At 73.6% G+C, this 26,716-nt stretch carries 25 protein-coding genes and 1 pseudogene; 5 read left to right on the forward strand and 21 right to left on the reverse strand.

Annotated elements, in window-relative coordinates:
* The first annotated feature begins 27 nt into the window (after positions 1 to 27).
* Positions 28 to 540, forward strand: coding sequence for a GNAT family N-acetyltransferase (locus tag F1C76_21055; protein QNG38698.1), 513 nt, complete (start codon positions 28 to 30; stop codon positions 538 to 540).
* On the opposite strand, the gene F1C76_21060 is transcribed toward F1C76_21055, so the two are convergent.
* From F1C76_21060 to F1C76_21075, 4 genes are all read right to left on the reverse strand, one after another.
* Positions 527 to 1,375 (reverse strand): 1-acyl-sn-glycerol-3-phosphate acyltransferase, encoded by an 849-nt coding sequence (locus tag F1C76_21060; protein ID QNG38699.1) that lies wholly within the window; start codon positions 1,373 to 1,375, stop codon positions 527 to 529. The genes F1C76_21055 and F1C76_21060 overlap by 14 nt on opposite strands.
* A gap of 62 nt (positions 1,376 to 1,437) precedes the next feature.
* Positions 1,438 to 3,555, reverse strand: coding sequence for a radical SAM protein (locus F1C76_21065; GenBank protein QNG38700.1), 2,118 nt, complete (start codon positions 3,553 to 3,555; stop codon positions 1,438 to 1,440).
* 63 nt (positions 3,556 to 3,618) lie between these two features.
* On the reverse strand, positions 3,619 to 3,915 hold the full coding sequence (locus tag F1C76_21070; protein QNG38701.1) for a hypothetical protein: 297 nt from the start codon (positions 3,913 to 3,915) through the stop codon (positions 3,619 to 3,621).
* Between the two features lie 44 nt (positions 3,916 to 3,959).
* Positions 3,960 to 4,424 carry an Lrp/AsnC family transcriptional regulator gene (locus tag F1C76_21075; protein ID QNG38702.1) on the reverse strand — a complete coding sequence of 155 codons (465 nt, stop codon included), beginning with the start codon at positions 4,422 to 4,424 and terminating at the stop codon, positions 3,960 to 3,962.
* A gap of 75 nt (positions 4,425 to 4,499) precedes the next feature.
* Here F1C76_21075 and F1C76_21080 point away from each other — a divergent pair, with 75 nt between their 5' ends.
* Complete coding sequence (locus F1C76_21080) at positions 4,500 to 5,417, forward strand: flap endonuclease (protein QNG39447.1); 918 nt, start codon at positions 4,500 to 4,502, stop codon at positions 5,415 to 5,417.
* 33 nt (positions 5,418 to 5,450) lie between these two features.
* On the opposite strand, the gene F1C76_21085 is transcribed toward F1C76_21080, so the two are convergent.
* The 8 genes from F1C76_21085 to F1C76_21120 all read right to left on the reverse strand — a co-directional run bounded on the left by F1C76_21085 (position 5,451) and on the right by F1C76_21120 (position 14,159).
* Positions 5,451 to 6,677, reverse strand: a complete 1,227-nt coding sequence (locus tag F1C76_21085; protein QNG38703.1) for a DUF4333 domain-containing protein — start codon at positions 6,675 to 6,677, stop codon at positions 5,451 to 5,453.
* Between the two features lie 130 nt (positions 6,678 to 6,807).
* Positions 6,808 to 9,651, reverse strand: a complete 2,844-nt coding sequence (locus tag F1C76_21090; GenBank protein ID QNG38704.1) for a DEAD/DEAH box helicase — start codon at positions 9,649 to 9,651, stop codon at positions 6,808 to 6,810.
* 40 nt (positions 9,652 to 9,691) lie between these two features.
* A complete protein-coding gene (locus tag F1C76_21095) occupies positions 9,692 to 10,603 on the reverse strand; it encodes a sphingosine kinase (GenBank protein QNG38705.1) in 912 nt (303 codons plus the stop codon).
* A 10-nt stretch (positions 10,604 to 10,613) separates the two neighbouring features.
* The gene (gene tatC, locus F1C76_21100; protein QNG39448.1) at positions 10,614 to 11,450 is read right to left on the reverse strand and encodes a twin-arginine translocase subunit TatC; all 837 of its coding nucleotides are present in this window, start codon (positions 11,448 to 11,450) and stop codon (positions 10,614 to 10,616) included.
* A 91-nt stretch (positions 11,451 to 11,541) separates the two neighbouring features.
* A complete protein-coding gene (tatA, locus tag F1C76_21105) occupies positions 11,542 to 11,871 on the reverse strand; it encodes a Sec-independent protein translocase subunit TatA (protein ID QNG38706.1) in 330 nt (109 codons plus the stop codon).
* A gap of 102 nt (positions 11,872 to 11,973) precedes the next feature.
* Positions 11,974 to 12,198 carry a hypothetical protein gene (locus tag F1C76_21110; GenBank protein QNG39449.1) on the reverse strand — a complete coding sequence of 75 codons (225 nt, stop codon included), beginning with the start codon at positions 12,196 to 12,198 and terminating at the stop codon, positions 11,974 to 11,976.
* A 12-nt stretch (positions 12,199 to 12,210) separates the two neighbouring features.
* Entirely contained in the window at positions 12,211 to 13,161 is a 951-nt protein-coding gene (locus tag F1C76_21115; GenBank protein ID QNG39450.1) for a WYL domain-containing protein, read from the reverse strand.
* A gap of 20 nt (positions 13,162 to 13,181) precedes the next feature.
* Positions 13,182 to 14,159 (reverse strand): WYL domain-containing protein, encoded by a 978-nt coding sequence (locus F1C76_21120; GenBank protein ID QNG38707.1) that lies wholly within the window; start codon positions 14,157 to 14,159, stop codon positions 13,182 to 13,184.
* Between the two features lie 66 nt (positions 14,160 to 14,225).
* Here F1C76_21120 and F1C76_21125 point away from each other — a divergent pair, with 66 nt between their 5' ends.
* Both F1C76_21125 and F1C76_21130 read left to right on the forward strand, forming a co-directional pair.
* Positions 14,226 to 15,296 (forward strand): DUF3866 family protein, encoded by a 1,071-nt coding sequence (locus F1C76_21125; protein ID QNG39451.1) that lies wholly within the window; start codon positions 14,226 to 14,228, stop codon positions 15,294 to 15,296.
* Positions 15,296 to 16,174: an aminoglycoside phosphotransferase family protein gene (locus F1C76_21130; protein ID QNG38708.1), complete on the forward strand. Its 879-nt coding sequence runs from the start codon at positions 15,296 to 15,298 to the stop codon at positions 16,172 to 16,174. Before F1C76_21125 ends, F1C76_21130 begins: the two co-directional genes overlap by 1 nt.
* A 9-nt stretch (positions 16,175 to 16,183) precedes the next feature.
* Here F1C76_21130 and pafA read toward each other — a convergent pair whose 3' ends face one another.
* The 9 genes and pseudogenes from pafA to F1C76_21175 all read right to left on the reverse strand — a co-directional run bounded on the left by pafA (position 16,184) and on the right by F1C76_21175 (position 25,644).
* Complete coding sequence (gene pafA, locus F1C76_21135; protein ID QNG38709.1) at positions 16,184 to 17,542, reverse strand: Pup--protein ligase; 1,359 nt, start codon at positions 17,540 to 17,542, stop codon at positions 16,184 to 16,186.
* Positions 17,543 to 17,592: 50 nt separating this feature from the next.
* Positions 17,593 to 18,465, reverse strand: coding sequence for a proteasome subunit alpha (gene prcA / locus F1C76_21140; GenBank protein ID QNG38710.1), 873 nt, complete (start codon positions 18,463 to 18,465; stop codon positions 17,593 to 17,595).
* Between the two features lie 3 nt (positions 18,466 to 18,468).
* Positions 18,469 to 19,317 carry a proteasome subunit beta gene (prcB, locus tag F1C76_21145; GenBank protein QNG38711.1) on the reverse strand — a complete coding sequence of 283 codons (849 nt, stop codon included), beginning with the start codon at positions 19,315 to 19,317 and terminating at the stop codon, positions 18,469 to 18,471.
* Entirely contained in the window at positions 19,314 to 19,694 is a 381-nt protein-coding gene (locus F1C76_21150; GenBank protein QNG39452.1) for a hypothetical protein, read from the reverse strand. Before F1C76_21150 ends, prcB begins: the two co-directional genes overlap by 4 nt.
* A gap of 356 nt (positions 19,695 to 20,050) precedes the next feature.
* The gene (locus F1C76_21155; protein ID QNG38712.1) at positions 20,051 to 20,260 is read right to left on the reverse strand and encodes a ubiquitin-like protein Pup; all 210 of its coding nucleotides are present in this window, start codon (positions 20,258 to 20,260) and stop codon (positions 20,051 to 20,053) included.
* Between the two features lie 97 nt (positions 20,261 to 20,357).
* On the reverse strand, positions 20,358 to 21,863 hold the full coding sequence (locus F1C76_21160; protein ID QNG38713.1) for a proteasome accessory factor PafA2: 1,506 nt from the start codon (positions 21,861 to 21,863) through the stop codon (positions 20,358 to 20,360).
* Between the two features lie 44 nt (positions 21,864 to 21,907).
* Positions 21,908 to 22,774 (reverse strand): hypothetical protein, encoded by an 867-nt coding sequence (locus tag F1C76_21165; GenBank protein QNG38714.1) that lies wholly within the window; start codon positions 22,772 to 22,774, stop codon positions 21,908 to 21,910.
* Positions 22,775 to 22,829: 55 nt separating this feature from the next.
* Positions 22,830 to 24,612, reverse strand: a pseudogene (gene arc, locus F1C76_21170) (proteasome ATPase).
* Positions 24,613 to 24,756: 144 nt separating this feature from the next.
* Positions 24,757 to 25,644 carry a tRNA (adenine-N1)-methyltransferase gene (locus F1C76_21175; GenBank protein QNG39453.1) on the reverse strand — a complete coding sequence of 296 codons (888 nt, stop codon included), beginning with the start codon at positions 25,642 to 25,644 and terminating at the stop codon, positions 24,757 to 24,759.
* A gap of 177 nt (positions 25,645 to 25,821) precedes the next feature.
* On the opposite strand from F1C76_21175, the gene F1C76_21180 reads away from it, so the two are divergent.
* On the forward strand, positions 25,822 to 26,712 hold the full coding sequence (locus F1C76_21180; GenBank protein QNG38715.1) for a RecB family exonuclease: 891 nt from the start codon (positions 25,822 to 25,824) through the stop codon (positions 26,710 to 26,712).
* Positions 26,713 to 26,716: the final 4 nt, after the last annotated feature.

The raw sequence follows: 26,716 nt of genomic DNA on the forward strand, positions 1-26,716 counted from the left end.
CCCCATGATCATCGGGAGGTGTGTGCCGTGGAGCTGGTGAGGACCGGGCGGCTCCTCGTGCGGGCGTGGACCTCGTCCGAGGACGACCTCGCGCGGCTCGCCGACCTGTACGGGCGCGCCGAGGTGACCCGGTGGTTGTCCGGGCCGCCGGCCGGTGGGGTGCAGGCGATGCTCGAGCGGTGGGCGGCGGTGCACGCGGCCGATCCACGGGCGGGGTGCTGGGCGGTGCAGCCGCTGGACGGCTCCCCGGTGGCCGGCACGGTGCTGCTCAAGCCGTTGCCGGCCGGGGACGGCGAGTTCGAGGTGGGCTGGCACTTCCACCCGGACAGCTGGGGTCGCGGGTACGCCACCGAGGCGGCCGCGGCCGTCGTCCCGCGCGCGTTCGAGGACGGGCTGCCCGAGGTGTTCGCCGTGGTGCGGCCGGGGAACGAGCCGTCGCTGGCGGTGTGCCGGCGGCTGGGGATGACCCCGCTGGGCCGGACGACGCGGTGGTACGGGGTGGAGTGCGAGGCGTTCCGGCTGGGGTCTAGCTCCTCCTGAACCGCTGGACCAGGGACCTGCGCGGAGCCTTGGTCGCAGTGCCGTTGACGTCGTGGACGTCCAGCTCGTGGGCCTCCTCCGGCGTCGGTGCGGTGCCGCCGAGGTGGGTGGGGAGCCACCAGCGGTCGGTGTCGTCGGCGGGGACGTCCGGGTAGCTGCGCTGGGCCTCGGCGAGCAGCTCCTCCATCGCGGCCTTGGTGCGGCGCAGCACGGCCTGGGTCCTCTCCCCCTCGGCCGGCACGATCGGCTCACCGAGCAGCACCGTCACCGGGATGCCCCGGCGGAAGACGGGCCGGCGGGCCTTGGTGGCGATCCGGTGTCCGCCCCAGACCGCGGCCGGGATGACGGGCACCCCGGCCTTCACGGCCATCCGGGCGGCTCCGGCCTTGAGCTCCTGGACGGTGAACGAGCTGGAGATGGTGGCCTCGGGGAAGACCCCGACCACCTTGCCTGCCTGCAACGCGCGCACCGCCACGTCGAAGGCGGCAGCGCCGGCGCGCCGGTCGACCGGGATGTGCTGCATGGCCCGCATGGACGGCCCGGAGACCCGGCTGTCGAACACCGAGGCCTTGGCCATGAACCGCACCAGCCGGCGCTGCGGCAGGGCGGCCAGGCCCAGGTAGGTGAAGTCGAAGTAGCTCACGTGGTTGCTGGCGATCACCGCCCCGCCGGTGGTGGGCAGGTTCTCCTGACCGCGGACGTCGAACCGGAAGCCGAAGACACGGAACACCACCAGGAAGGCGCGGACGACGATCCGGTAGGGCCTGTCCCGGGGGTCGGGCCGGTTGCCGAAGAGGTCGCGGCGGACGACGTCACGCCAGCTGGCCGTGTACATGCGCGGACCCTAACCGGGTCCGGGCCACCGGCCAGGACCGGCACGGGCCCGTTCCGGGCGGCTCAGCACAGCGACAGCTGCTCGGGCTCCTCCACCTCGACGACCGTCACCGGCCGGTCGGGCAGCGACCCGGCCGGGAAGCTGGCCGCGTCGTCCCCGGGCAGCCCCCCGACCCCGCGGGCCACTCCCCCGGTGTGGCTGTCCAGCCCGTGCGCGGCGAGCATCGGGGCGACCCGGGCCGAGAGCCACTGCCGGTAGTCCGCGGGCACGTAGGCGCCCCGCCCGTACAGCGCCCTGTACCGGCTGACCAGGCGAGGGTGCTCCCGGGACAGCCAGGTGGTGAACCACTCCCGCGCCCCGGGTCGCAGGTGCAGCGGCACCACCGTGATCCCGGTGGCACCGGCCTCGGCGACGGCCGCGATGGCCTTCTCCAGGTGGTCGCGCTGGTCGGTGAGCCCCGGCAGGACCGGGGCGAGGAACACCCCGCACGGCAGCCCGGCGTCCCGGATGCGGCGGACCAGCTCCAGGCGCGCCTTCGGGGTCGGCACACCGGGTTCCAGCGAGCGGTGCAGGTCGTCGTCCCAGATGGCCAGCGAGACGCCCATCCCGATCGGCACGTCCCTGCTGGCAGCGGCCAGCAGCGGCAGGTCGCGCTGGGCCAGCGTGCCCTTGGTGAGGATCGAGAACGGGGTGCCCGACCGCGCCAGGGCCTCGATCACCGGCGGCATCAGCCGGTAGCGGCCCTCGGCGCGCTGGTAGGGGTCGGTGTTGGTGCCCAGCGCCACGTGCTCGCGCTTCCAGGACGCCCGGCCCAGCTCGCGCCGCAGCACCTCGGCGATGTTGGTCTTGACCACGATCTCCTGGTCGAAGTCAGCCCCGGTGTCCAGCTCCAGCCACTCGTGGGTGCCGCGGGCGAAGCAGTTGTGGCTGACCACCCCGTTGGCGATGAAGTCGCCGGTACCGGTGGTGATGTCGTACATGGGCAGCTCGAGGCCCAGAGGCTCGACCGAGGCGACCCGGAGATCGGCATCGCTCTTGATGGCGATGCCGTCGACGGAGCACTTGCGGCGGGTGGCCGGGTCCACCAGGTGGATGAAGCGCATGTGCTCCCGCAGGCCGCCGCGCAGACGGACGTACCCCAACCCGTTGGCGCGCTCGCGGTCCTCCCGGACGACGTCGAAGCCGAAGGCGCGGAAGGCCTCCTCGGTGTGTCGCAGGATCTCCGGATCGCAGTTGGCGACCCGCAGCACGCCCGCACTCCGAGACCCCTCGGCGTCGAAGACCCCGGCGAGGAAGCCCCGGTGCCACTCCTCGCTCGGTGCGTCAGGCCAGGCCACCAGCTCGCCGATGCGGTCGTGGTCTGCTGTGCGCTGCGTCCGGATGGCGGTCATGGGCCGACGGACGTCGGTCCCTGCCGTGAACTGGAACCGGTCGGTCCGAACACCCTCCTCGGCCAACATCGCCTGCGCTCGGTCCAGCGCCTCGACGTCGGCCAAGGCCAGTCGAAAACGGTGGACGACTCGCGTCCTCCCTCCCGGGCCCGCGTACTCGTAGCGCCCTCGAGTCGCGTCGCCACGGATCATGCCGGCGAGGTAGCCCCGTCGGTGGTCGTCGCAGGACTTGGGTGTCTCGGCGGTCAGCCCGAACCCGAGGAGCGAGTCGTTCGGGGTGAGGTGCGGCCGCCGGTCAGCTCCGGACGTGGCGCCGGTGACGTGTTTCCAGCCACGGTTGGTGAGGAAGCGGTGGTCGCCGCTGGCCACGAGTTCGGTCCCGTCGTGCAGCCGCACCCGGTGCCCGGGCTTGCGCGTGCTCCAGTGCGCCAGCACCTCGGTGGTCACGTACCGGCGGTAGGACCCCACGACCTCGGTGCCGATGATCTGGTCGCCGACCCGCAGGTCGGCGATCCGTCTGGTCCGGCCGTCCGCCATCAGGATGGCCGTGTCCCCCGTTAGGCAGTACACGCACGCGTGGGAGCAGCCCCGGAACGTGTTGATCGTGTAGGCGAAGGGCATGGCCGAGCCCTTGGGCACGGCGTTCAGCGCGGACTTGGAGCGCACCTCGTGCAGGGTGAGGCCGGGGAACTCGGGCACCTGGAGGCTGCGCAGCAGGCCGGCCACGGTGGGCAGCCCGGGGAGCGTCTCGGGCTCCACGAGGTCGAGCCGTTGGGCGTCCCATCGCATGACCCCAGTCGAACACACGTTCGGGCCGATGTCGACGTGCCGGGCCGACCTGTGGACGAACGGTCAGGCCGGCGGTTCCCCGACGTCCAGCCTCGTGACGAGCCCGTCGACGACGGTCAGGGTGTGCTGCACCGTGGTGTCGGACAGCAGGTCGCCGTCGGCGTCGCGCACGACCTGGTGCACCGTCACCTCGACGAGGCCGCTGACCCGGCGCACCACCACGGGTGTCACCTGCAGCCGCACCACGCGAGCCTGGTCCCGCAGGTGCGCCTCGACGGCCCGCCGGCCCCGCAGCCGCCCGCCCGACCAGGGTTCGGGCCAGTCCACCCCCGCCCGCAGCCGCGCCGACAGCGCCGGCACGTCACCGGCGGACCAGTCGGCGTAGAAGGCCGGGACGTCGAGGATCAGAGCGGCGGCCGGTCCTCGTAGAAGGTGGTGAGCACGACCGTCGTCCGGGTGGTGACGTTCGCTGCGGACCGGATCTCGGCGAGCAGGCCCTCCAGGGCGTCCGGGGAGGCCACCCGCACCTTGAGCAGGTAGCTGTCCGGGCCGGCCACGGAGTGGCAGGCCTCGATGGCGCCCAGGTGGGCCAACCGGGCCGGGGCGTCGTCGGGCTGGGCCACGTCGATCGGGGTGATGGACACGAAGGCGACCAGCGGCAGTCCGACGGCCTTGGCGTCGACCTTGGCCGCGTAGCCGGTGATCAGCCCGCGCTGCTCGAGCCGGCGGACCCGCTGGTGCACCGCCGACACCGACAGCCCGACCTTCTCGGCCAGCTCGGTGTAGCTGGCCCGACCGTCCCGGGCCAGAGCAGCCAGCAGGGCCCGGTCCACGTCGGGCGCGGCGACCTTGGGGTCCAGGGCGGTCATCGGCAGAGACTAACCAGCACGTCGGACGGTTCCGCCGGTCGTTGTGAGGCCGTTACCGTCCCCGGCGTGACGACGATGCTGCTGGACGCCGCGAGCCTGTACTTCCGCGCCTTCTACGGCGTCCCGATGACCGTGGTGACCCCCGACGGCAGGCCGATCAACGCCGTCCGCGGCTTCCTGGACATGACCGCCCGGCTCGTCGTCGCCCACCGTCCCAGCCACCTGGTGGCCTGCTGGGACGACGACTGGCGCCCGGCCTTCCGCACCGACGCGGTGCCCTCCTACAAGGCCCACCGGCAGGCCGAGGAAGGGGCCGAGGAGGTGCCCGACGAGCTCGGCCCGCAGGTGCCGGTGCTCGTCGAGGTGCTCGCGGCCTGCGGCATCGCCCGGGTCGGGGCACCCGGCTACGAGGCCGACGACGTGATCGGCACGCTGGCCACCCGCGCCGACCGGGACGTCGACGTCGTCACCGGCGACCGGGACCTGTTCCAGCTGGTGGACGACGCCCGCGGGGTGCGGGTGCTCTACACCGCCCGGGGCGGGATCGGCGACCTCGACCTGGTCGACGAGGGTGCGGTGGCGGCCAAGTACGGCGTGCCCGGGAAGGCCTACGCCGACTTCGCCGTGCTGCGCGGCGACCCCAGCGACGGCCTGCCCGGCGTCAAGGGCGTCGGGGAGAAGACCGCGGCAGCACTGATCACCGCGTTCGGGGACCTGGCGGGCATCCGGGCTGCGGCGGCCAGGACCACCGTCCCGAAGGCGCCGCTGACCGCCTCGGTGCTCAAGAAGCTGCACGAGGCCTCGGCCTACCTCGACGTGGCGCCCGCCGTAGTGGAGGTGGTGAAGGACATCGACATGCCCGAGGTGGCCGGCGAGCTGCCCGGTCGGCCCGCCGACCCGGACGCGCTCACCGCCCTGGCCGAGCAGCACGGGCTGCAGACGTCGGTCCGTCGGCTGGGCGCTGCCCTGGAGTGGCCCGGTTTCACCTTCTGACGGCGGGCCCGAGGGCCCGCCGTCAGGGGTGTCTCAGCCCTCTTGCCAGGTGTAGGCGCCCTCGTCGGAGGTGATCTCGATGGAGATCGTGACGTCCTCGTCGTCGGCGGTGGTGCCGGTGCACTGGTAGGTCTCCCCCACCGACACGTCCATGTCGTCGGGGCAGGTGAGGTCGACGGCGACGCTCTCCCGCTCCTCGAACTGGGTGGCGACGTCGCGCTGGACGGCCTGCGGGTCCAGGCGCGTGCCGCCGAGCACGAGCGGCAGGATGATCGCCGCCGCGATGACCACCACGGCCAGCGCGATCAGCCCGACGATGAGACCGGTGTTGCGCTTCTTGGCCGGCGCACCCTGGTTGCCGCCCTGCCACGAGCCCTGCTGCCCGTACTGCTGACCGGGCCCGGACTGTCCGTACTGGTTGCTCTGCCCGTACGGGGCCTGCTGTCCGTACGGGCCCTGCTGGCCGTACTGCCCCTGCTGACCAGGCTGCCCGTACTGGCCCTGACCCGGCTGGCCCGGCTGGCCCGACGGACCGGCCTGGCCGTACTGACCACCCTGTCCGTACTGGCTCGACGTCCCGGCCTGGGGCTGGCCGTAGGACGGCTGCTGCCCGTACTGGCCCGACGGCTGCTCGTACGAGGGCTGCTGTCCGTACTGGCCCTGCCCCTGCTGGCCCTGCCCGTAGGACGGGTTCTGGCCGTACGGGCCGGACTGCTGCCCGTAGGACGGCGCACCGGACGCGCTCTGCCCGGGCGAGGACTGCCCCGACGGCGACTGCTGCCCGTACTGCCCGGGGGTCGAGCCGAACGGCGGAGGCTGCTGCGGGGAACCGGGCTGCTGGGAACTCGGCTGCTGACCCGCCGCGGACTGCCCGGACCAGCCGGCGGACCCGGCGGCCGAGGACCCCGTGCGCTCCGGTGCGTCCGAGCCCTGCCCGGACCAGCCGGAGGCCTGCTGGCCCCAGCTGGAGCCCCCGCCCGACGCGCCGGCGGAGGTGGACTGCTCCCAGCCGGCGGCCGGGGCGTCCTGGCCGGGCTGGCGCAGCGGGATCATCCGGGTCGAGCCGGGGCCCTCGGGGACGTCGTCCTGGGAGGGGTGGTGGGCCTGCGTGGCCTCGGGCTCTTGGGGTGCGGACGCCGGGGAGGAACCGGACGAGCCGGTCGACGACCCGGACCCGCCCGACCACCACGGCGTCTCACCGGTCTGCCCGGAGGCGCCGTCCCGGTCCTGCTCGTCGCCACCCTGCGGGGGGTTGGTCATCGTCGCTCCCTCGGTACACGTGGCACGGCGGTCTGCCGTGGCTCGGCCTCCTGGCCGGGCACGGCTCGGTCCACTGTCTACTACGCGGCGGGCCAGGGCACCGTGCGAACCGCCCGGTGGGGGCAGGCGGTCACCCGCTCACCGCCACGGCGACCACGCCCCGGCGGACCCGGCCGACGGCAGCCCGGGCGACCCCGGCCACCGGCTCCTCCGCGACCTTGGCCAGCTGGTCGAGCAGGTCGACGAGCTGCCGGGCCCAGCGGACGAAGTCCCCGCCGGACAGCTCGGTGCCGGCCTGTTCGGCACCGGACAGCACCCGGTCGAGGGGTTGCCCGTCGGCCCAGCGTTGGGCGGCCCAGACGAAGCCCAGGTCGAGGTCCCGGCTCGCCGGCACCCCGTGGTCGCTCTCCACGGCGCGGAGCTCCACGTGCACCCGTCGCATGGCGGCCACCGCCGTCGACACCGGGCCGGTCGGGATGGCCGGCTGGGCCGGGGACTCCCGGCGGGCCTCGAACACCAGCGTGGACACGCAGGCGGCCAGCTGGGCGGGGTCCAGGCCGCGGAAGGCACCGGCGCGCAGGCACTCGGCGGTGAGCAGGTCGGCCTCGGACCAGATCCGCGACAACCTGCGCCCGGCGTCGGTGACCACCGGGGCCTCGACCGCCGGGTGCTGGCCGGGGTCCTCGGCGTCCGCGGCGGACGGCGCGTCGGGCAGCAGGTAGCCCAGCTGTTCCAGGACGTCGCAGGTCCGGTCGAACTGCCGGGTCAGCGACCCGGTGCGCTCGGCCATCCGGGCCCGCAGCTCGGCGGCCTCCGCCACCGACCGCACCCACCGGTCGGCGCCGCGGACCCGCTCCTCCCGGTCGGGCAGGGCGTGCACCGGGTGCTGGCGCAGGGCGTGCCGGAGGTCGGTGAGCACCGGGTCCTCCGAGGCGGCCGAGCGCTTCCGGACCTTGCGGGCGCCCAGGTCGTTCTCCGTCCGGGTGTCGCGCAGGGTGGCCGCGAGCTCCTTGCGGGACCTCGGGCTGCGGTGGTTGAAGTCCTTGGGCACCCGCACCCGGGCCAGCGCCGCGACCGGGGTGGGGAAGTCGATCGGCCCGAGCCGACCGGCCCAGGTCTCCTCGGTGAGCACCAGCGGCCGGGGGTCGGCGAGCTCGGTGATGCCGGGGTCCAGCACCACCGCCAGCCCCTGCCGCCGTCCCGAGGGCACCCGGATCACGTCACCGGGGCGCAGTGCGAGCAGCGCCTCGGCGGCATCGCGCCACTTGCGGGCCTGGGAGTCCCGGGACAGCTCCTTCTCCCGGCTGGAGATCTCCGCACGCATCCGGGCGTAGCCCGCGACGTCGCCCCGGTCGGTGGAGACCTCGGCCTCCAGCCGGACGGCGTCCTCCTCGTGCCGGGCCGCCGAGCGGGCCAGCCCGACCACGGACCGGTCGGCCTGGAACTGCGCGAAGGAGGCCCCCAGCAGCTCCCGGGCGTGGTCCCGGCCGAACGAGCCGACCAGGTTGACCGCCATGTTGTAGCTGGGCCGGAAGGACGAGCGCAGGGGGTAGGTGCGGGTGCTGGCCAGCCCGGCGACGGTGGCCGGGTCGACCCCGGGGGCCCAGACCACGGCGGCGTGCCCCTCGACGTCGATGCCCCGCCGTCCGGCCCGCCCGGTGAGCTGGGTGTACTCCCCCGGCGTGACCTCCACGTGGGCCTCGCCGTTCCACTTGGTGAGCTTCTCCAGCACCACCGTGCGTGCGGGCATGTTGATGCCCAGCGCCAGGGTCTCGGTGGCGAAGACGGCCTTCACCAGGCCGCGGACGAAGCACTCCTCGACGGCCTCCTTGAACGCCGGCACCAGCCCGGCGTGGTGCGCGGCCAGCCCGGCCAGCAGGCCCTCCCGCCACTCCCAGAAGCCGAGCACGTGCAGGTCGGCCTCGGGCAGCGAGCCGGTGTGCCGGTCGACCACCTCGGAGACCGCGGCCCGCTCGGCCTCGTCGGTGAGCCGCAGCCCCGACCGCAGGCACTGCTCGACGGCGGCGTCGCAGCCCTTGCGGCTGAAGACGAAGGTGATCGCCGGGAGCAGCCCGGACGTGGCCAGCCGGGAGATCACCTCCGACCGGGACGGCGGGGTGTAGCGGGGCCGCTGGTCCCAGCCGTCCCGGCCCCGTCGTCCGCCGCCGTGCCAGGAGTCCAGCCGCCGCTCCTGCTCCTTCACGTAGCGGACCAGCTCGGGGTCGACGACGGCCGAGCCGCGCTGGCGGGCGGTCAGCTCGCGCACCGGGGACTCGGTGCCGGCGACGTGCGCGTCCGGGCGCAACGCGAACAGGTCGAACACCCGGCCGCCGACGAGCATGTGCTGCCACAACGGGATCGGCCGGACCTCGCTGACCACCACCCGGGTGTCGCCGCGGACGGTGACCAGCCAGTCGGCGAACTCCTCGGCGTTGCTGACCGTGGCCGACAGCGAGACGAGGGCGACGTCGTCGGGCAGGTGGATGATCACCTCCTCCCAGACCGCGCCGCGGAACCGGTCGGCGAGGTAGTGCACCTCGTCCATCACCACGTAGCCGAGCCCGTGGAGCGCCGGGGAGTCGGCGTAGAGCATGTTGCGGAGCACCTCGGTGGTCATGACCACGATCGGTGCGTCGCCGTTGACCGCGTTGTCTCCGGTGAGCAGCCCGACCTTCTCCGGGCCGTACCGGGCGACGAAGTCGGCGTACTTCTGGTTCGACAGCGCCTTGATCGGTGCGGTGTAGAAGGCCTTGCGGCCCTCGGCCAGCGCCTTGTGCACCGCGAACTCCCCGACCACGGTCTTGCCGGCACCGGTGGGGGCGCAGACCAGCACGCCCGAGCCCTCCTCCAGCGCGGCGCAGGCCTCCTCTTGGAACGGGTCCAGGGTGAAGCCGAGGTCGGTGGTGAAGTCCGACAGGAGCGGGTGCTTGCCTCGGCGCCGGGCCGCGGCGTACCGCTCGGCAGGACTCGACATGTCCTCCACCGTAAGCGCTGCGTACGACGGTCCGGCGGCCTCAGCGGCGGCCGGTGCCCACCACGACCAGGGCGCCGGGGACGACGACGGTGCGCGCCGGCAGCGGGCCCACCGGCTCCCCGTCGGCCCAGGCGGTGAGTCCCTCCCCCGTGGGTCCGGCCGGCTCGAGCACGACCTCGGCGGCCCGGTGGGTGCGGACGGCCGGGTGCGCCACGTGGCTGCCGTCGGCCAACCGGGGACGGGTGCGCACCAGGTCCCGCCTCGTCACCGGGCCGATGACGGTGACGTCGAGCAGGCCGTCCCTCGGGTCGGCGTCCGGGCACATGCGCAGGCCGCCGCCGTAGCAGGCGGTGTTGCCGACGGCGACCAGCGTGACCTCGAGCTCGTGAGCCACCCCGTCCAGGGTGAGCCGCACCGCGCGCGGGCGCAGCCGGGCGAGCTCGGCCACGATCGCCACGTCGTAGCGGCGGCGCCCCGTCGGCCAGGTGAGCCGGTCGGCCCGGTCGCTGACCAGGGAGTCGAAGCCGCAGCAGAGCACGGTGGCCCACCACCGGTCGCCGTCCGGCGTGCTCGTGCGGCCCAGGTCCACCCGGGCGGACCGCCCGGCCAGCAGGTCGGCGGCAGCCGCCCGGGCAGCTGCGACCGGGTCGGCCGGCACGCCGAGGGTCAGGGCCAGGTCGTCGCCGGTGCCGGCGGGCAGCACGGCGAGCGCGGTGCCGGTGCCGGCCAGGCCCTGGACGGCGGCGTGCACGGCGCCGTCCCCACCGAGGACGACGACCGCGGCCACCGAGCCGGCCACCGTGCGCACCGCCGAGGCGGCGGCCGCCCGGTCGGTGGCGGCGAGCTCGTGCACCTCGAGCCCGGCGGCGGTCAGCGTGGCCCGCACCGGCCCGTGGGCCGCGGTGGCGCGGCCCCTGCCGGCGGCGGCGTTGACCAGCAGGGCGACCCGCACGTCGGGCGGGTCAGCCCCGGGTGCCGGTGGGCTCGTCGAGCCGGGAGGGGGTGGCGTCCAACGGGGAGGCCTCGTCGTCGTCCAGGTCGTGGAAGCCGGCCAGGGCGTCGCGCTTGGCCCGCCGCTTGTCCACCACCCGGGCGATCTGGATGGCCACCTCGAACAGCACGCACATGGGCAGGGCCATGAGCAGCATGGTGAAGGGGTCCTGGGTGGGCGTGATGAACGCCGCGAACACGATGGTCAGGAAGTAGATCCAGCGGCGGGACTTGGCCAGCACCGCGTACGACAGCACCCCGATGAGGTTCAGCGCGACCGCGATGAGCGGCACCTCGAAGCTGACGCCGAAGGCGAGCAGCAGGGAGATCACGAAGCCGATGTAGTCCTGCGCGGTGAGCGCCACGACCACGCCGTCCCCGGCCAGGCCGAGCAGCAGGCGCAGACCGGCGGCGAGGGAGATGTAGGCCAGCACGGCGCCCAGGGCGAACAGCGCGCTGGCAGCGACGACGAAGCCCACGCCGTAGCGCTTCTCGTTGGACTTCAGACCCGGGGTGAGGAAGCCCCAGACCTGCCACAACCAGAAGGGCGCGGACAGCACGATCCCGGCGATGAAGCTGATCTTCAGCCGGATCAGCGCGCCGCCGAAGACGTCGGTGACGAGCAGGCCGCAGCCGCCCTCGGAGTCGGAGTAGCGCAGGTTCTCCGGGAGGTCGCAGTAGGGCGCCCGGATGAAGGTGCCCAGACCGTGCTCGTACCACCAGAACGAGATGGCGGTCGCGATCAGGATGAACAGCAGCGCGACCGCGATGCGGTTGCGCAGCTCCTTGAGGTGCGAGATCAGCGTCATCGTGCCGGCCTCGTCACGCGGCGGGCGACGACGGCGACCGAGCTTCGTCCGTCCCCCCTGGGTGGTGCTCACGCCCTGGTGCGGGGGTCGGTCAGCGGGTGCCGTCGACCGGGGTCGACGAGCCGGCCCGCGCGGCGTCGGCACGGGCCCGGGCCTCGGCGGCGCGCGCCTCGGCGGCGCGGGCCTCGGCCTCGACGTCGGAGGTCACGGGCGGGACGGGGGCGGGGTTCACGATCTCGCCGCGCACCGTGGTCGCCTCGTCCTTGGTGCGGACGTCGTCGTCCTTCATGCCCTTCATCTCGCCCTTGAAGATGCGCATCGAGCGCCCCAGGGAGCGCGAGGCGTCGGGCAGCTTCTTGTAGCCGAACAGCAGCAGGACGGCCAGGATGATCAGGGCGATCTCGAGCGGACCGAAGCTCATCGGGTCCTCCGTGTCGTCGGGGGGTGTGACGGCGACGATACGCGCCGTCGGTCGCCCGGAGTTCGGTGCGAGGTGACGTCCCGGACGGGTGCCACCCGGTGGTCAGCGGGCGTTCTCGCGCTCGTCCCGGTCCTGGCCGGCCCGTTCCCGGGCCTGCGCGGCCGCGGCGAGCGAGGCCTGGAGCCGGGCCGCGACGGGGGCGACGTCGCGCTCCAGCGCCGCCAGCTCCCGGGTCAGCCGGTTGCGGGCGCCCAGCAGGCCGTAGGCGAGCACGCCCAGGGCCAGGACGGCCAGGACGGCGACGACGACCCACACGATCAGCACCAGCACGGGACGACCCTAGCCGCCGGGGTGGTCGGCGTACCGCGCCAGCGCGGCGCGGGCGTCGGCGGCGATCTCGTCGGCGAGCTCCCGCGGTTCCTCGACCGTGGCCGCACCGCCCAGGGAGGCGACCAGCCGACGGGCCCAGGCCGGGTCGGCCGTCCGGACGCCGACGAGCAGCCCGCCGGGCGGGTCGTCGACCGCGACGACGTCCTCGACCGGGTAGTAGTCGGCGACCCAGCGGGCCGTGCGGGCCAGCCGGAGCCGGACCAGCGGCTGCTCCGGGTCGGCCTGGTAGAGCCCGTCGTCGAGGTCGCGCTCCTCGGCCTGCTCCGGGGGCAGCGAGGGCTCGGCGAGCACCGCGACGTCGTCCACCCGGTCCAGCCGGAACAGCCGGACGCCCTCGGCCCGGCGGCACCACGCCTCCAGGTACCAGTGGCCGTCGACCAGCAGCAGCCGCATCGGGTCCACGGTGCGCTCGGTGCGCTCGTCGCGGCTGGGCACGTAGTAGTGCAGGTGGACGGCGCGGTGCGACTGCAGGGCCTGCCGGACGACGGCCAGCACCTGCTCGCGGGCGTCGATGCTCACCGCCACCGACCCGGCCAGGTCGGCGGGCTCCCCCGCGGCGGCCGACACCTTGACCAGGGCGCGGCTGACCGCCTCGGTCTCGGCCAGGCCGGGCAGCTCGAGCAGGGTGCGCAGCGCCACGATCAGCGCGACCGCCTCGTCGGTGGCCAGCCGCAGCGGCCGGGCCAGCCCGGCGGTGTCGGTGACCCGCACCCGGTCGCCCTCGAAGGCCAGGTCGATGAGGTCGCCGGGCCCGTGCCCGGGCAGCCCGCAGACCCAGAGGAGCTCGAGGTCCTTGCGCAGCTGGACCTCGGTGACCGCGAAGTCCCGGGCGGCGGCGGCCAGGGTGACGCCACCGGGTCGGGCCTCCAGGTAGGGCACCAGGGCCAGCAGCCGGGTCATCCGGTCCGCGGTCGGGGCGCTCACGCCGCACCGCCCATCGCGGCCAGCCGGGTCAGCCGGTCGACCACCGCGGTGCGCAGCTCGGCCGGGGACGCGACCAGCACGTCCGGGCCGTGCGCGGCGATCTCGTCGGCCAGGGCCCACAGCTCCGTCGTCCGCAGCTCGAGGCGGTCGTCGCCGACGTCGTCGGGACCCAGGTCGGTGGCCCGGCGGCGCAGGCCGACGGCGGTGCCCGGGCGGGCGGTCAGCCGCACGACGTGCTCGGTGCGGCCCACCTGGCGGGCGACCACGGCGGCCAGGTCGAGGTCGGCGGGCGGGGTGAAGGCGTCCGGCGGTCCGCTGGCCCGGGGGTTGCCGGTCACCCGGGAGAGCCGGAACACCCGGGGTGCGGCGCGGTCGAGGTCGTGGCCGACCAGGTACCAGCGGCCGTGCCACGCGACGACGCCCCACGGCTGCACCCGGCGCTTGGCACCGGCGTCCTCGTCGGGGCGGGTGTAGGTGAAGGTGAGCACCCGGCGGTCGCGCGCGGCGGAGTAGCAGGCGTCGAACGAGGGCTCACCGGCGTCCAGCCGGGGCTGCAGGGGCAGCCCGCGGCCGGCGTCGACGTCCACCCCGGCAGCGCGCAGCTTGACCAGTGCCCCCTGGGCGGCGCCGCCGAGCTGGGCGGACTGCCACAGCCGCAGCGCCAGGCCCACGGCGGCGGCCTCCTCGCCGGTGAGGGTGATCTCGGGCAGCTCGTAGTCGGCCCGGGCGATCCGGTAGCCCTCGTCGACGTCGAAGGCGCTCGTGCGTCCGGTCTCCAGGGGCACCCCGAGCTCGCGCAGGTCGGCCTTGTCCCGCTCGAACATTCGCTTGAACGCCTCGTCGGCCCGTTCGGTGCCGTCGGCGGCCTCGTAGCCGGGCACGGTCGTACGGATCCGTTCGGCCGAGACGTACTGCCGGGTGCCCAGGAGCGCGAAGACCAGGTTCACCAGTCGTTCCGCTCGCTTCGCCGACACGACCCCCACGCTAGTGGTCTCCCCTAGCCTGGCCCGGTGGCCACCACCGACGCAGCAGGCTCCCGGATCCGCTGGCGGCGCGGGACGGTGACCGCCCTGGGCCGCACCTGGCGCGACTCCCTCGAGCTCGAGGTGACCGTCCCCGGGGACGGCGACCTGCGGGCCCTCGCGCACCCCTCCGTCGTGGGCACCCCCGAGGTGGGCGACGCGGTGCTGCTCAACACCACGGCCTGGGCCCAGCGGCTGGGCACCGGCGGGTACGCCCTCGTCGTCGCGTTCCCCGACCGGCTGCCGGCCGACCCCACCGGCCCCGGGCACCTGGTCAAGGCCCGGTACACCGGCCTGCAGGTCACCGTGCAGGGCGTGGACGAGCAGGAGACCCCGCACCACCGGGTCATCGCCGACGCCGAGGACGTGGGGGGCATGCCCGTCGTGGTGGCCGACCTGCACTCCGCCCTGCCCGCCGTCCTCGCCGGGGTGCACGCCACCGCCCCCGACCTGCGGGTGGCGTACGTGATGACCGACGGCGGCGCCCTCCCGGCCGCGTTCTCCCGCACCCTGGACGCGCTGTCCGACCGGTTGGCCGGTGTGGTCACCGTGGGCCAGGCGTTCGGCGGTGACCTCGAGGCGGTCACCGTGCACACCGGGCTGCTCGCCGCCCGGCACGTGCTGCACGCCGACGTCACGGTCGTCGCGCAGGGTCCGGGCAACCTGGGCACCGGCACCCCGTGGGGCTTCTCCGGGGTCGCGGCCGGCGAGGCCTGCAACGCCGTGCACGTGCTCGGCGGGCGGGCCGTCGGGGCGCTGCGGATCTCCGACGCCGACCCCCGGCCGCGGCACCGCGGCGTCTCCCACCACTCCCTGACCGCCTTCGGCCGGGTCGCCCTCGGTGGCGTCACCCTGGTCGCGCCCCGTGGGCTGTCCTCGGAGCTCGGCACCCAGGTCGGCGAGGACCTCGCCGGGCAGCCCGAGCGCAACCCGGTCGTCTGGGTCCCCACCGAGGGTCTGGACGACGCCCTGGCGGCCTCCCCGGTGCGGTTGTCCACGATGGGCCGCGGCCTCGACGCCGAACGTGCCTACTTCCTGGCGCAGGCCGCCGCCGGCCGGTACGCCGCCGATCTCGCCGGCCCGTCCTGATGGTCGGTGGCCTGCCGTCGGCCGCGCAGCTGGCCTGGGTGGTCGCGACCGCGGCACCGGGTGCCACCGTGGTGGACGTCGCCGGGCTGCGGGACCGCAGCTCCCCGTGGCGGGTGACGCTCTCGGAGGGCCCGGACCTGGTGCTGCGGGTCGGGGGCGACGTCGAGGTGATGCGGGCCGAGGTCGCCGGGCGGCGCGCTGCCGCCGAGGGGGGTCTGCCGGTGGCGACGCTGCTGGACACCGCCCTGGACCGGACGCCGGCGCTGCTGCTGAGCGTGGCGCTCCCCGGGTCGAGCTGGATCGCCGAGCAGCCCGACGCCGCCCACCTCGCGGCCCTGGGCGCGGCGGGGGCGCGGGTGTCCGCCGTCCCCGCGCCCGAGCGGCTGCCCACCGTGGACCGGCCGGTCAGCGGCGTGGACTTCGGCGCCCTGCACGCCGCCTTCCCGCGCCCCCTGCTGCTCGCCGGTGCCGACGCGGTGGAGCGGCTCGGTCCGCCCACCGGGCCGGTGGGCTTCGTGCATGGGGACCTGTGGCACGGCAACACGCTCTGGAGCGAGGACGGCGAGCTGACCGGGCTGCTGGACTGGGACTGTTCGGGTGTCGGGCCGGCCGGGCTCGACCTGGGCTCCCTGCGCCTGGACGCGGTCCTGTGCCACGGTCCGGACGCCGCGGACGCGGTCCTCGGCGGGTGGGAGGAGACCGCCGGCCGCGCGGCCACCGAGGTCGCGCGGTGGGACGTGGTGGCTGCGCTGGCCACCCCGCCCGGGATGGACTGGTTCGTCGGTGCGATCGCCGGTCAGGGCCGCCCGGACCTGGACGCCACGGTGCTCACCGACCGGCGGGACGCCTTCCTGGAGTCCGCGCTCGACCGGTTGTGACCGGGCCGCTCACATGCTGGCGATGAGCTTCTCCACCCGCTCGTCGACGGCCTTGAACGGGTCCTTGCACAGCACGGTGCGCTGCGCCTGGTCGTTGAGCTTGAGGTGCACCCAGTCGACGGTGAAGTCGCGTCGCTTCTCCTGGGCCTGCCGGATGAACTCCCCGCGCAGCTTCGCCCGGGTGGTCTGCGGCGGCACCGTCTTGGCCTCGAAGACCCGTGGGTCGTGGGTGACCCGGTCGACCATGCCGGCCCGCTCGAGCAGGTAGTAGAGGCCCCGGCCGCGACGGATGTCGTGGTAGGCCAGGTCGAGCTGGGCGATCCGCGGCGCCGAGAGCGACAGGTCGTGCTTGGCCTGGTACCGCTCGATGAGCCGCTTCTTGATCGCCCAGTCGACCTCGCGGTCGATGAGCGAGTGGTCACCGGTGTCCACGGCCTTGAGCGCCCGGCCCCAGAGCTCGAGCATCTGGCGGTGCACCGGGCCCAGGCCCTCGCGGTCCACGTACTCGGCGGCCCGGTCGTGGTACTCGGTCTGGATCTCCAGCGCCGACATCTCACGCCCGTTGGCCAGCCGGACGGTGCGCCGGCCGGTCAGGTCGTGGCTGATCTCCCGGATGGCCCGGATCGGGTTCTCCAGGGCCATGTCCCGGATCGGGACGCCGTCCTCGATCATCCGGAGCACCAGGTCGGTGATCGCGACCTTGAGCAGCGTCGTGGTCTCGCTCATGTTCGAGTCGCCGACGATGACGTGCAGCCGGCGGTAGCGCTCGGCGTCGGCGTGCGGCTCGTCGCGGGTGTTGATGATCGGCCGGGAGCGCGTGGTGGCGCTGGAGACGCCCTCCCAGATGTGCTCGGCGCGCTGGCTGACGCAGTAGACCGCCCCGCGGGGGGTCTGCAGCACCTTGCCGGCGCCGACCACGATCTGCCGGCTCACCAGGAACGGGATGAGCACGTCGGCCAGCCGGGAGAACTCACCCTGCCGGCCGACCAGGAAGTTCTCGTGGCAGCCGTAGCTGTTGCCGGCGGAGTCGGTGTTGTTCTTGAACAGGTAGATGTCGCCGGTGACGCCCTCGTCGGCCAGCCGCTGCTCGGCGTCGACGAGCAGGCCCTCGAGGATGCGCTCCCCCGCCTTGTCGTGGACGACGAGCTCGGTGAGGTCGTCGCACTCGGCGGTGGCGTACTCGGGGTGGCTGCCGACGTCGAGGTAGAGCCGGGAGCCGTTGCGCAGGAAGACGTTGGAGCTGCGCCCCCAGGACACCACCCGCCGGAACAGGTAGCGGGCGACCTCGTCGGGGGACAGCCGACGCTGGCCCTGGAAGGTGCACGTGACGCCGTACTCGGTCTCGATCCCGAAGATCCTGCGGTCCACGACGCGAGCCTAGGCCGGTGTACCGACGACGGGGCGGACCACGAGTCGCATCAGGCGGGACCGTCTGCCTGGGCGCCACCGGCGGTGTCCGGGGCGGCCGGGTCACCGAGCCCGGGCGGCGTGCCCGGGGCCGGCTGGCTCGCGGCGTGCTCGGTGGTGTCGGCTGCAGCCTCGGCGGGGCTCTCGCCGGTGACCGCGTCGTCGGCGGTCTGGTCGGCGGCCAGCAGCCCACGCAGCGCCGCGCCCGTGATGCGCCGGAACGACCGCTTCGGGCGGCGGCGGTCGAGCACGGCCACCTCGAGCTGCTCGGCGGGCAGCTGCTCGTGGCCCCCGCCGTTGGCCTGGGTGGAGGCGCTGACTGCGGAGAGGGCCTTCACGCCGGCTGCCAGGGCGTCGGCCAGGCCCATGCCGGCCCGGAAGGACTCGCGCAGGTGGCCGGTGACCACGTCGGCCTGCCCGCCCATGACCACGAAGTCGGGCTCGTCGAACACCGACCCGTCGAAGGTGAGCCGGTAGAGCTGGTCGGTATCGGGGGTCTGGCCGACGTCGGCGACGCAGAGCTCGACCTCGAAGGGCTTCATCTGCTCGGTGAAGATCGAGCCGAGGGTCTGGGCGTAGGCGTTGGCCACCACCCGGCCGGTGACGTCGCGCCGGTTGTAGGAGTAGCCGCGCACGTCGGCCAGCCGGACCCCGGCGACCCGCAGGCTCTCGAACTCGGAGTACCGGCCGACGGCGGCGAAGCCGATCCGGTCGTAGATCTCACCGATCTTGTGCAGCGTGGAGCTGGGGTTCTCGGCGATGAAGAGGATGCCGTCGGCGTAGGTGAGGACGGCGACGCTGCGGCCGCGGGAGATGCCCTTGCGGGCGTACTCCGAGCGGTCGCGCATGACCTGCTCGGCGGAGGCGTAGTACGGCATGGACACGGCTCAGACCTCCCGGCTCTCGGCGCCGGCGGACCGGTCGGCGGTGATCGCGGCGCTGATCGCGGCGACCTCGGCGTCAGGCAGCCGGACGGCGCCCTCCGCGTCGATCCGGTAGAGGATCGGGTAGAGCCGGCGCACCGCGTCGGGCCCGCCGGTGGCGGAGTCGTCGTCGGCGGCGTCGTAGAGCGCCTCGACCAGGGTGCGGGTGGCGGCGTCGGCGGACAGGCCCGGGCGCCAGGTCTTCTTCAGCGAGCCGCGGGCGAACAGCGAGCCGGAGCCGACGGAGGCGTAGCCGCGCTCCTCGTAGTTCCCGCCGGTGACGTCGTAGCTGAAGATGCGCCCGGGGCTGACGCCCTCGGCGGCGTCGAGGTCGTAACCGGCGAAGAGCGGGACGACGGCCAGGCCCTGCAGCGCGGCGCCGAGGTTGCCGCGGATCATCGCGGCCAGCCGATTCGCCTTGCCGTCGAGGGACATCGTCATCCCCTCGATCTTCTCGTAGTGCTCCAGCTCGACCTGGTACAGCCGGACCATCTCGATCGCGATGCCGGCGGCCCCGGCGATGCCGATGACCGACCAGGAGTCGGCGGCGTAGACCTTCTCGATGTCGCGGGAGGAGATCAGGTTGCCCATGGTGGCGCGGCGGTCACCGCCCATCAGCACCCCGCCGTCGAAGGTCGCGGCGACGATCGTGGTGCCGTGCGGCGCGAGGTCGCCCATGGGGACCGCCGGCACCGGCCGGCGGCCGGGCAGCAGCTCGGGGGCGGTGGAGCCGAGGAAGTCGGTGAAGGACGAGCCCACCCGGTCCAGGTAGGCGGGGGTGAACCCGCTCCGTCCGGTGCTCTGGTCGCTCACGCGTCCGCCTCTCCTGCCGTCCGACGACGGTCCGACTGCTCGCCCTGGTCGTGCCTGTCCGTGCTGCGCCGACTGGGGCGGGACCCCCGTCGCTCGCGTCTGTCCGACCCTAGTGCGGGTGTCGTCGTGCAGCCGGTCGGTGGGTCGACGGCTGCCGCGGGCTCCCCGCGGTGCCGCTCCACGTAGTCGGCGGCGAGCCGGAGCCTCACCGGGTCGTCGAGGAAGAGACCCAGGCCCATGTTGCAGCGCCCACAGAGCAGCGCCCTGATGCGTCCGGTGCTGTGGTCGTGGTCCAGGTGAGCGGCACCCAGGTCCCCACAGACCGCGCAGGCGTCGCCCTGTTGCGTGCGGAGCTCGGCAACCGTCGCGCGGCTGATGCCGTACTTCTGCCGGAAGTAGGCCTCCTTGCTCGTCTCTCGCTGGCACGGTCGGCACTAGGACCCGAACCCTGATGCCGTGCGCGCGTTGACGTTGAACTCCTCGACCGGGACGGCGTGCCGACACGTGGGACACCACCGATGGCCCTCAGGGACCCAGGAGGTGTCTCTCACCTCTCGACCTCGGGCTGCCCTGCTGTCCCGGTACCACCTGCGGTTGCGTCGACGGTTGCACGCGAGGCAGTAGAAGGACAAACCGTCGGGTCGCGCCTTGTTGCTCCCGAACGCCGACGCCGGCAGGTCCTCCGAGCAGGCGGGGCACGTCTTGAAGTCCATCACTCAACGTAACGGAGCGGTCACTCCCCGCCCTTCTGTACGTACGACTTCACGAACTCTTCCGCGTTCTGCTCGAGCACCCCGTCGATCTCGTCGAGGATGGAGTCCACGTCCTCGGTGACCTTCTCGTGTCGCTCGGCCACGTCGGTCTCGACCGCGGCCTCGACCTCCTCGGTCTCCTCACGCGACCGCGTCGCCTTCTGCTGCCCGCCGGTGTCCCTGGTGGCCATGGGGCCCTCCCCGATCTCCAGTGCTGTGCGGCACCGGTGTGGTGCCTGCCCGCAAGCTACCCGCGGGGAGTGACAGTCCGGTGGCAGCTGTGGGGACTCAGCCGCCGGTGAGGGTGTCGACCAGCTCCTGGGCGCTGCCCACCGAGTCGAAGAGGGCACCCACGTGCTCGCGGGTGCCGCGCAGCGGCTCCATGGTGGGCACCCGCACGAGGTTCTCCCGGCCCAGGTCGAAGACCACCGAGTCCCACGACGCGGCGGCCACCTGGGCGGGGTAGCGCCGCAGGCACTCCCCGCGGAAGAACGCCCGGGTGTCCGCGGGCGGGGTGCCCATGGCCGCGGTCACCTCGTCCTCGGTGACCAGCGTCTGCATCGACCCGCGGGCCACCAGGCGCTGGTACAGGCCCTTGTCGGGGCGGATGTCGGAGTACTGCAGGTCGACCAGGGCCAGCCGGGCGTCGCCCCAGGAGAGCCCGTCGCGCTTGCGGTAGCCCTCGAGCAGCCGCAGCTTGGCCGGCCAGTCCAACCGGTCGGCGCACCGCATGGGGTCGATCGCGAGGTCCTCGAGCACCTCGGCCCACCTGGCCAGCACGTCGTGGGTCTGCGGGTCGTCGTCCCCGGTCGCGGCGACGTGCGCGCGGGCCATGGCCAGGTACTCCTGCTGGACCTCCAGCGCGGTGAGCCGTCGGCCGTCGCGCAGCTGGACCCGGTGGGTCAGCGTCGGGTCGTGGCTGACCGCCTGCAGCTCCTCGACCGACTCCTCGATGGTGAGGTCCTGGGTGAGCGTGCGGGCCTCGATCATGGCCAGCACCAACGACGTCGTCCCGACCTTGAGGTAGGTGGACAGCTCGGCGAGGTTGGCGTCGCCGATGATCACGTGCAGCCGGCGGTGCTCCTCGGGGTTGGCGTGCGGCTCGTCCCGGGTGTTGATGATCGGGCGCTTCAGCGTCGTCTCCAGGCCCACCTCGACCTCGAAGAAGTCCGCCCGCTGGGAGAGCTGGAAGCCCTGGGTGCGGCCCTCGACGCCGATCCCGACCCGGCCGGCGCCCGCGAAGACCTGCCGGGTGACGAAGAACGGGATCAGCCCGCGGACGATGTCCAGGAACGGCGTCCGGCGGTCCATCAGGTAGTTCTCGTGCGCCCCGTAGGACTGGCCCTTGCCGTCGGTGTTGTTCTTGTACAGCTGGATGGGCGTGCTGCCGGGCACCCGGGCGGCCCGGATCGAGGCCTCGACCATCACCCGCTCCCCCGCCTTGTCCCACAGCACGACGTCGCGCGGGCTGGTGACCTCGGGCGTGGAGTACTCGGGGTGGGCGTGGTCGACGTAGAGCCGGGCGCCGTTGGTGAGCACGACGTTGGCCATGCCCGGGTCCTCGTCGGGGTCGGCGTGGTCCAGGGCCCGTGCGGGTGCCCGGTCGAAGCCGCGGGCGTCACGCAGCGGGGACTCCTCCTCGAAGTCCCAGCGCGGACGACGGCGCGAGGGCGCCTCGGCCGGGGCCCAGGCGTTCACGACCTGGCTGGACAGGGTGGTCGGGTTCGCCCCGGGCTGCCCCGGGATCGAGATGCCGTACTCCAGTTCGGTCCCCATGACCCGCCGCACGCTCATGCCGGTCACAGTAGGCGGGTGACGCCGACCCTCCGGGGCCTGCGTCAGGGCAGCAGGCTGCCCGTGGTCTCGCTCCCGTCGGCCGGCACGAGGATGCACTCGGCGTAGGGGTAGCCCTCCCATCCCTCCTGGTCGTCGGTGGTGATGTCGACCAGCACGCCCGCGGGCACCGGGCCGCCGAGGTACTGCACCGCGCTGGACTGGCAGGACTGGGCGTACACCGCCCGGGCGGCCTGGTCGGTCGGGTACGGGGACCCCTCGGCGACGTCGGCGGTGCCTCCGCTGGGCTCGGCGAAGTGCGGCTCGGTGCAGGGCACCGTCTCCTGGCTGACGACATCGCCGGACAGGCAGTACAGGTAGGCGTCCCGGTCCGGGCCGGCCAACGCACCGGCCATCCGGCCCGGGGCCACCTCCGGGGAGGAGTAGCCGTAGTAGACGTCGCAGGCCACCCACCGGGCCCCGGCCGCCCACTGCTCCTGGGTGGGCAGCACCTGGGCGTAGGAGGCGTACAGCTGGTAGAGGCTCTCGTCACCCAGGTACTCCTGGGGGGTGTCGTACCTGCAGACGTCGTCGTAGGCGGCACCCAGGTAGTCGTCGTCCAGGTCGTCCACCGTCGGGTACGCGGCGTCCAGCGGCAGCCCGGTGTCGACCACGACCGCCGTCTCGGACGTGTGGTCCTCGTCGCAGTCGACGACCGCCGGCGGCTCGAGCGGCAGGTAGGCGACCTCGAGGTCGTGGCAGGTGCCGATGGCCGGGGCCTCGAACAACGGGTCGTCACCGGGGGTCACCACCGCCGCCGCACCGGGGCTCGCCGTCCCCTCGACGGTGCTGGTGCAGCCCGCCAGCACCAGCACCAGACCGGCCAGCAGGGTCCCCGTCCTGAGTCGCGTCACCGGCCCATCGTGGCCCATGCACGCCCGAGCCCCCGGCACCACACGGTGACGGGGGCCCGGACGAGCGGTGCTGCTACAGGTACTGCCCGGTGTTCGTCGCGGTGTCGATGGCCCGGCCGCTCTCGTTGCCCTTGCCGCTGATCAGCGTGCGGATGTAGACGATCCGCTCGCCCTTCTTGCCCGAGATCCGCGCCCAGTCGTCGGGGTTGGTCGTGTTCGGGAGGTCCTCGTTCTCCTTGAACTCGTCGACGCAGGCCGCCATCAGGTGCCCGACCCGCAGCCCGTGCACGCCGGTCTCCAGGTGGTCCTTGATGGCCATCTTCTTGGCCCGGTCGACGATGTTCTGCAGCATCGCCCCGGAGTTGAAGTCCTTGAAGTACAGGACCTCCTTGTCCCCGTTGGCGTACGTCACCTCGAGGAAGCGGTTCTCCTCGGTCTCGGTGTACATCCGCTCGACGGTGGCCTGGATCATCCCGTCGATGGTCGCCTCGCGGCTGCCCCCGTGCTCGGCCAGGTCACCGGCGTGGATCGGCAGCGTGGTGGTCAGGTACTTGCCGAAGATGTCGCGGGCGGCCTCGGCGTCGGGACGCTCGATCTTGATCTTCACGTCGAGCCGGCCGGGCCGCAGGATGGCCGGGTCGATCATGTCCTCGCGGTTGGAGGCGCCGATGACGATGACGTTCTCCAGGCCCTCGACGCCGTCGATCTCGCTGAGCAGCTGCGGGACGATCGTGGACTCGACGTCGGAGCTCACGCCGGTGCCACGGGTGCGGAAGATGGAGTCCATCTCGTCGAAGAAGACGATGACCGGGGCGCCCTCGCTGGCCTTCTCCCGGGCCCGCTGGAAGACCAGCCGGATGTGCCGCTCGGTCTCCCCGACGTACTTGTTCAGCAGCTCGGGGCCCTTGATGTTGAGGAAGTAGGACCGCGCGCGGGTGGCCTCCTCGGCCCCGTGTGCGACGGCGATCTGCTTGGCAAGGGAGTTGGCGACCGCCTTGGCGATCAGCGTCTTCCCGCACCCGGGGGGCCCGTACAGCAGGATCCCCTTGGGCGGGCGCAGCTCGTAGGTCTTGAACAGGTCCTTGTGCAGGAACGGCATCTCCACGGCGTCCCGGATCTGCTCGATCTGCCGGGACAGGCCGCCGATGTCGCCGTAGTCGATGTCGGGGACCTCCTCGAGGATGAGCTCCTCGACCTCGCTCTTCGGGATCCGCTCGTAGACGAAGCCCGACCGGGACTCCATCAGCAGCGAGTCACCGCTGCGCAGCTTCTGCCCGGTCAGGGAGTCGGCGAGCTGGACCACCCGCTCCTCGTCGGTGTTCCCGACGACCAGCGCGCGGCGGGGCTGGCCCTCGATCGGCTCGAGCAGCTCCTTGAGCGTCACGACGTCCCCGGAGCGTTCGAAGCCCCGGGCCTCGACGACGTTCATCGCCTCGTTGAGCATCAGCTCCTGGCCGTACTGCAGGCCCTCGGTGTCGACCGCCGGGGGACACCGAGACGCGCAGCTTGCGACCACCGGTGAACACGTCGACGCTGCCGTCCTCGAAGCGGCCGAGGAACACCCCGTACCCCGACGGGGGCTGCCCGAGGCGGTCGATCTCCTCCTTGAGCTGCACCAGCTGGTCGCGGGCACCCCGGAGGGTCTCGGCCAGCTTGTCGTTGCGCTCGGAGAGGAAGGCCGTGCGGCCCTCCGCCTCGGCCAGCCGCTCCTCGAGCACGCGCTGCTGGCGCGGGCTCTCGGACACCTTGCGGCGGAGCAGGCCGATCTCCTCCTCGAGGTAGGAGATCTGGGCGACCAGGGAGGCGGCGTCACGTTCACGCCGCGCTCGGAACTCGTCAGGGCCGAGAGAGCCCATCACGCACCTCCACAGACATCAGGGGGAGCCGGAGCAGCCACTGTATCCACGGCGTACGACAGTCCGCCGCGCTCCGCGGCTCCCGTCCGTGACGTCTGGACGACGCCGGGCCCCACTGGCCCCAGCGGGTCCCGGGGGCCCGTCTCAGATGCGGCGGGCCTTGCGTGCCCGCATCGGGGCGACCGCACCCTCGGCCAGCCTGCGGGTGGTGACCAGGAACGCCGTGTGGGCCACCATCCGGTGCTCGGGGCGGACGGCGAGCCCCACGGCGTGCCACGGGCGCAGCAGCGTCTCCCAGGCGTTCGGCTCGGTCCAGGAGCCCTGCGCGCGCAGCGCCTCGACGTAGGTGGACAGCTGGGTCACGGTGGCCACGTAGCCGACGAGGACGCCTCCCGGCCGCAGCGCCGCGGCGACCGTGGGCAGCACGGCCCAGGGCTCGAGCATGTCCAGCACCACCCGGTCGACGGTCTCCTCCGCCGGGTGCTGGTCCAGGTCCCCCAGCCGCAGCGACCAGTTCTCCGGCACCTCGCCCAGGAAGGCCTCCACGTTGCCGCGGGCCACGTCGGCGAAGTCCTCCCGGCGCTCGTAGCTGGTCAGCGTGCCGGTGGTGCCGACGGCTCGCAGCAGCGAGCAGGACAGGGCCCCGGAGCCGGCGCCGGCCTCGAGCACCTTCATGCCGGGGCCGATGTCGCCGAACCCGACGATCTGGGCGGCGTCCTTGGGGTAGATGACCTGCGCGCCCCGGGGCATCGACAAGACGAAGTCCGCCAGCAGCGGGCGGAAGGCCAGGTAGCCGGTGTTGGCCGTGGAGTGGACGACGCAGCCCTCGGGCGAGCCGATGAGGTCGTCGTGCTCGATCGCGCCGCGGTGGGTGTGGAACTGCTTGCCCGGCACGAGGACGACGGTGTGCATCCTGCCCTTGGGGTCGGTCAGCTGCACCCGGTCGCCCTCCACGAAGGCCCCCTCGACGGGCTCCCGGGGCTCCGCGGGCACCACGGGCACCACGGGCTCAGCGGCGGTGTCCCCGTCCAGCTCGGGCTCGGGCTCACCGGCGGGGACGTCGGCCGGGGTCGGGTCCTCGGGGACGTCGGGGGTGGCGGCATCGGGCTCGGGGCTCACGGGGGCGTCCTGCTGGGGTTCCACGGGCGCCGAGCCTACGGAGCGGCGCGGGTGCGCGGTTCTGTCACACCCCCCGCCTACGGTCGGGTCATGACGACGACGGAGCCGGCGGTGCCGCTCGACCCGGGTCCCTCGGCCCCCCGGCGGCCCTCGCTGTCGCCGTCCCGGGCTGCGGACTTCAAGAAGTGCCCGCTGCTCTACCGGTTTCGCACCATCGACCGGTTGCCGGAGAAGAAGTCCCGGGCCGCCGTGCGCGGCACGCTGGTGCACACCGTGCTGGAGAAGCTGTACGACCTGCCGGCCACCGAGCGCACCGTCGCCGCGGCGCAGGAGCTGATCGACCCCGCCTGGGCCGAGCTCAGCCAGGAGCCCGGCGTCGCCGAGCTGTTCGCCGAGGCGGCCGACACCGCCGACCTCGAGGCGTGGCTGGCCTCAGCCGGCACGCTCGTCGAGACCTACTTCCGGCTGGAGGACCCCACCCGGCTGCAGCCCGCCGCCCGGGAGGAGCTGGTGGAGGTCACGCTGCCCGACGGACTGCTGCTGCGCGGGTTCGTCGACCGCCTCGACGTCGCCCGCAACGGCGCGCTGCGGGTGGTCGACTACAAGACCGGGGCGGTGCCCCGGGAGGCCTTCGAGTCCACCGCGCTGTTCCAGATGAAGTTCTACGCACTGGTGCTGTGGCGCACCCGCGGGGTCGTCGCCGCCCAGCTCAAGCTGATCTACCTCAAGGACGGCTCGGTCCTCACGTACGCCCCCGACGAGGCCGAGCTGCTCCGCTTCGAGCGGACCCTGCAGGCGATCTGGGCGGCCATCGCGACGGCGGTGCAGACCGGGGACTTCCGGCCGAACAAGAACCGGCTCTGCGGGTGGTGCGACCACCAGGAGTTCTGTCCGTCCTTCGGGGGCACCCCGCCCCCGTTCCCCGCCGAGGCCGCGGCCGCGGCGGGGTGGCGGACGACGCTGCCCGTCCTCGTCGGCTGACGGG

Source organism: Geodermatophilaceae bacterium NBWT11, assembly GCA_014218215.1.
Classification (GTDB): Bacteria; Actinomycetota; Actinomycetes; order Mycobacteriales; family Geodermatophilaceae; genus Klenkia.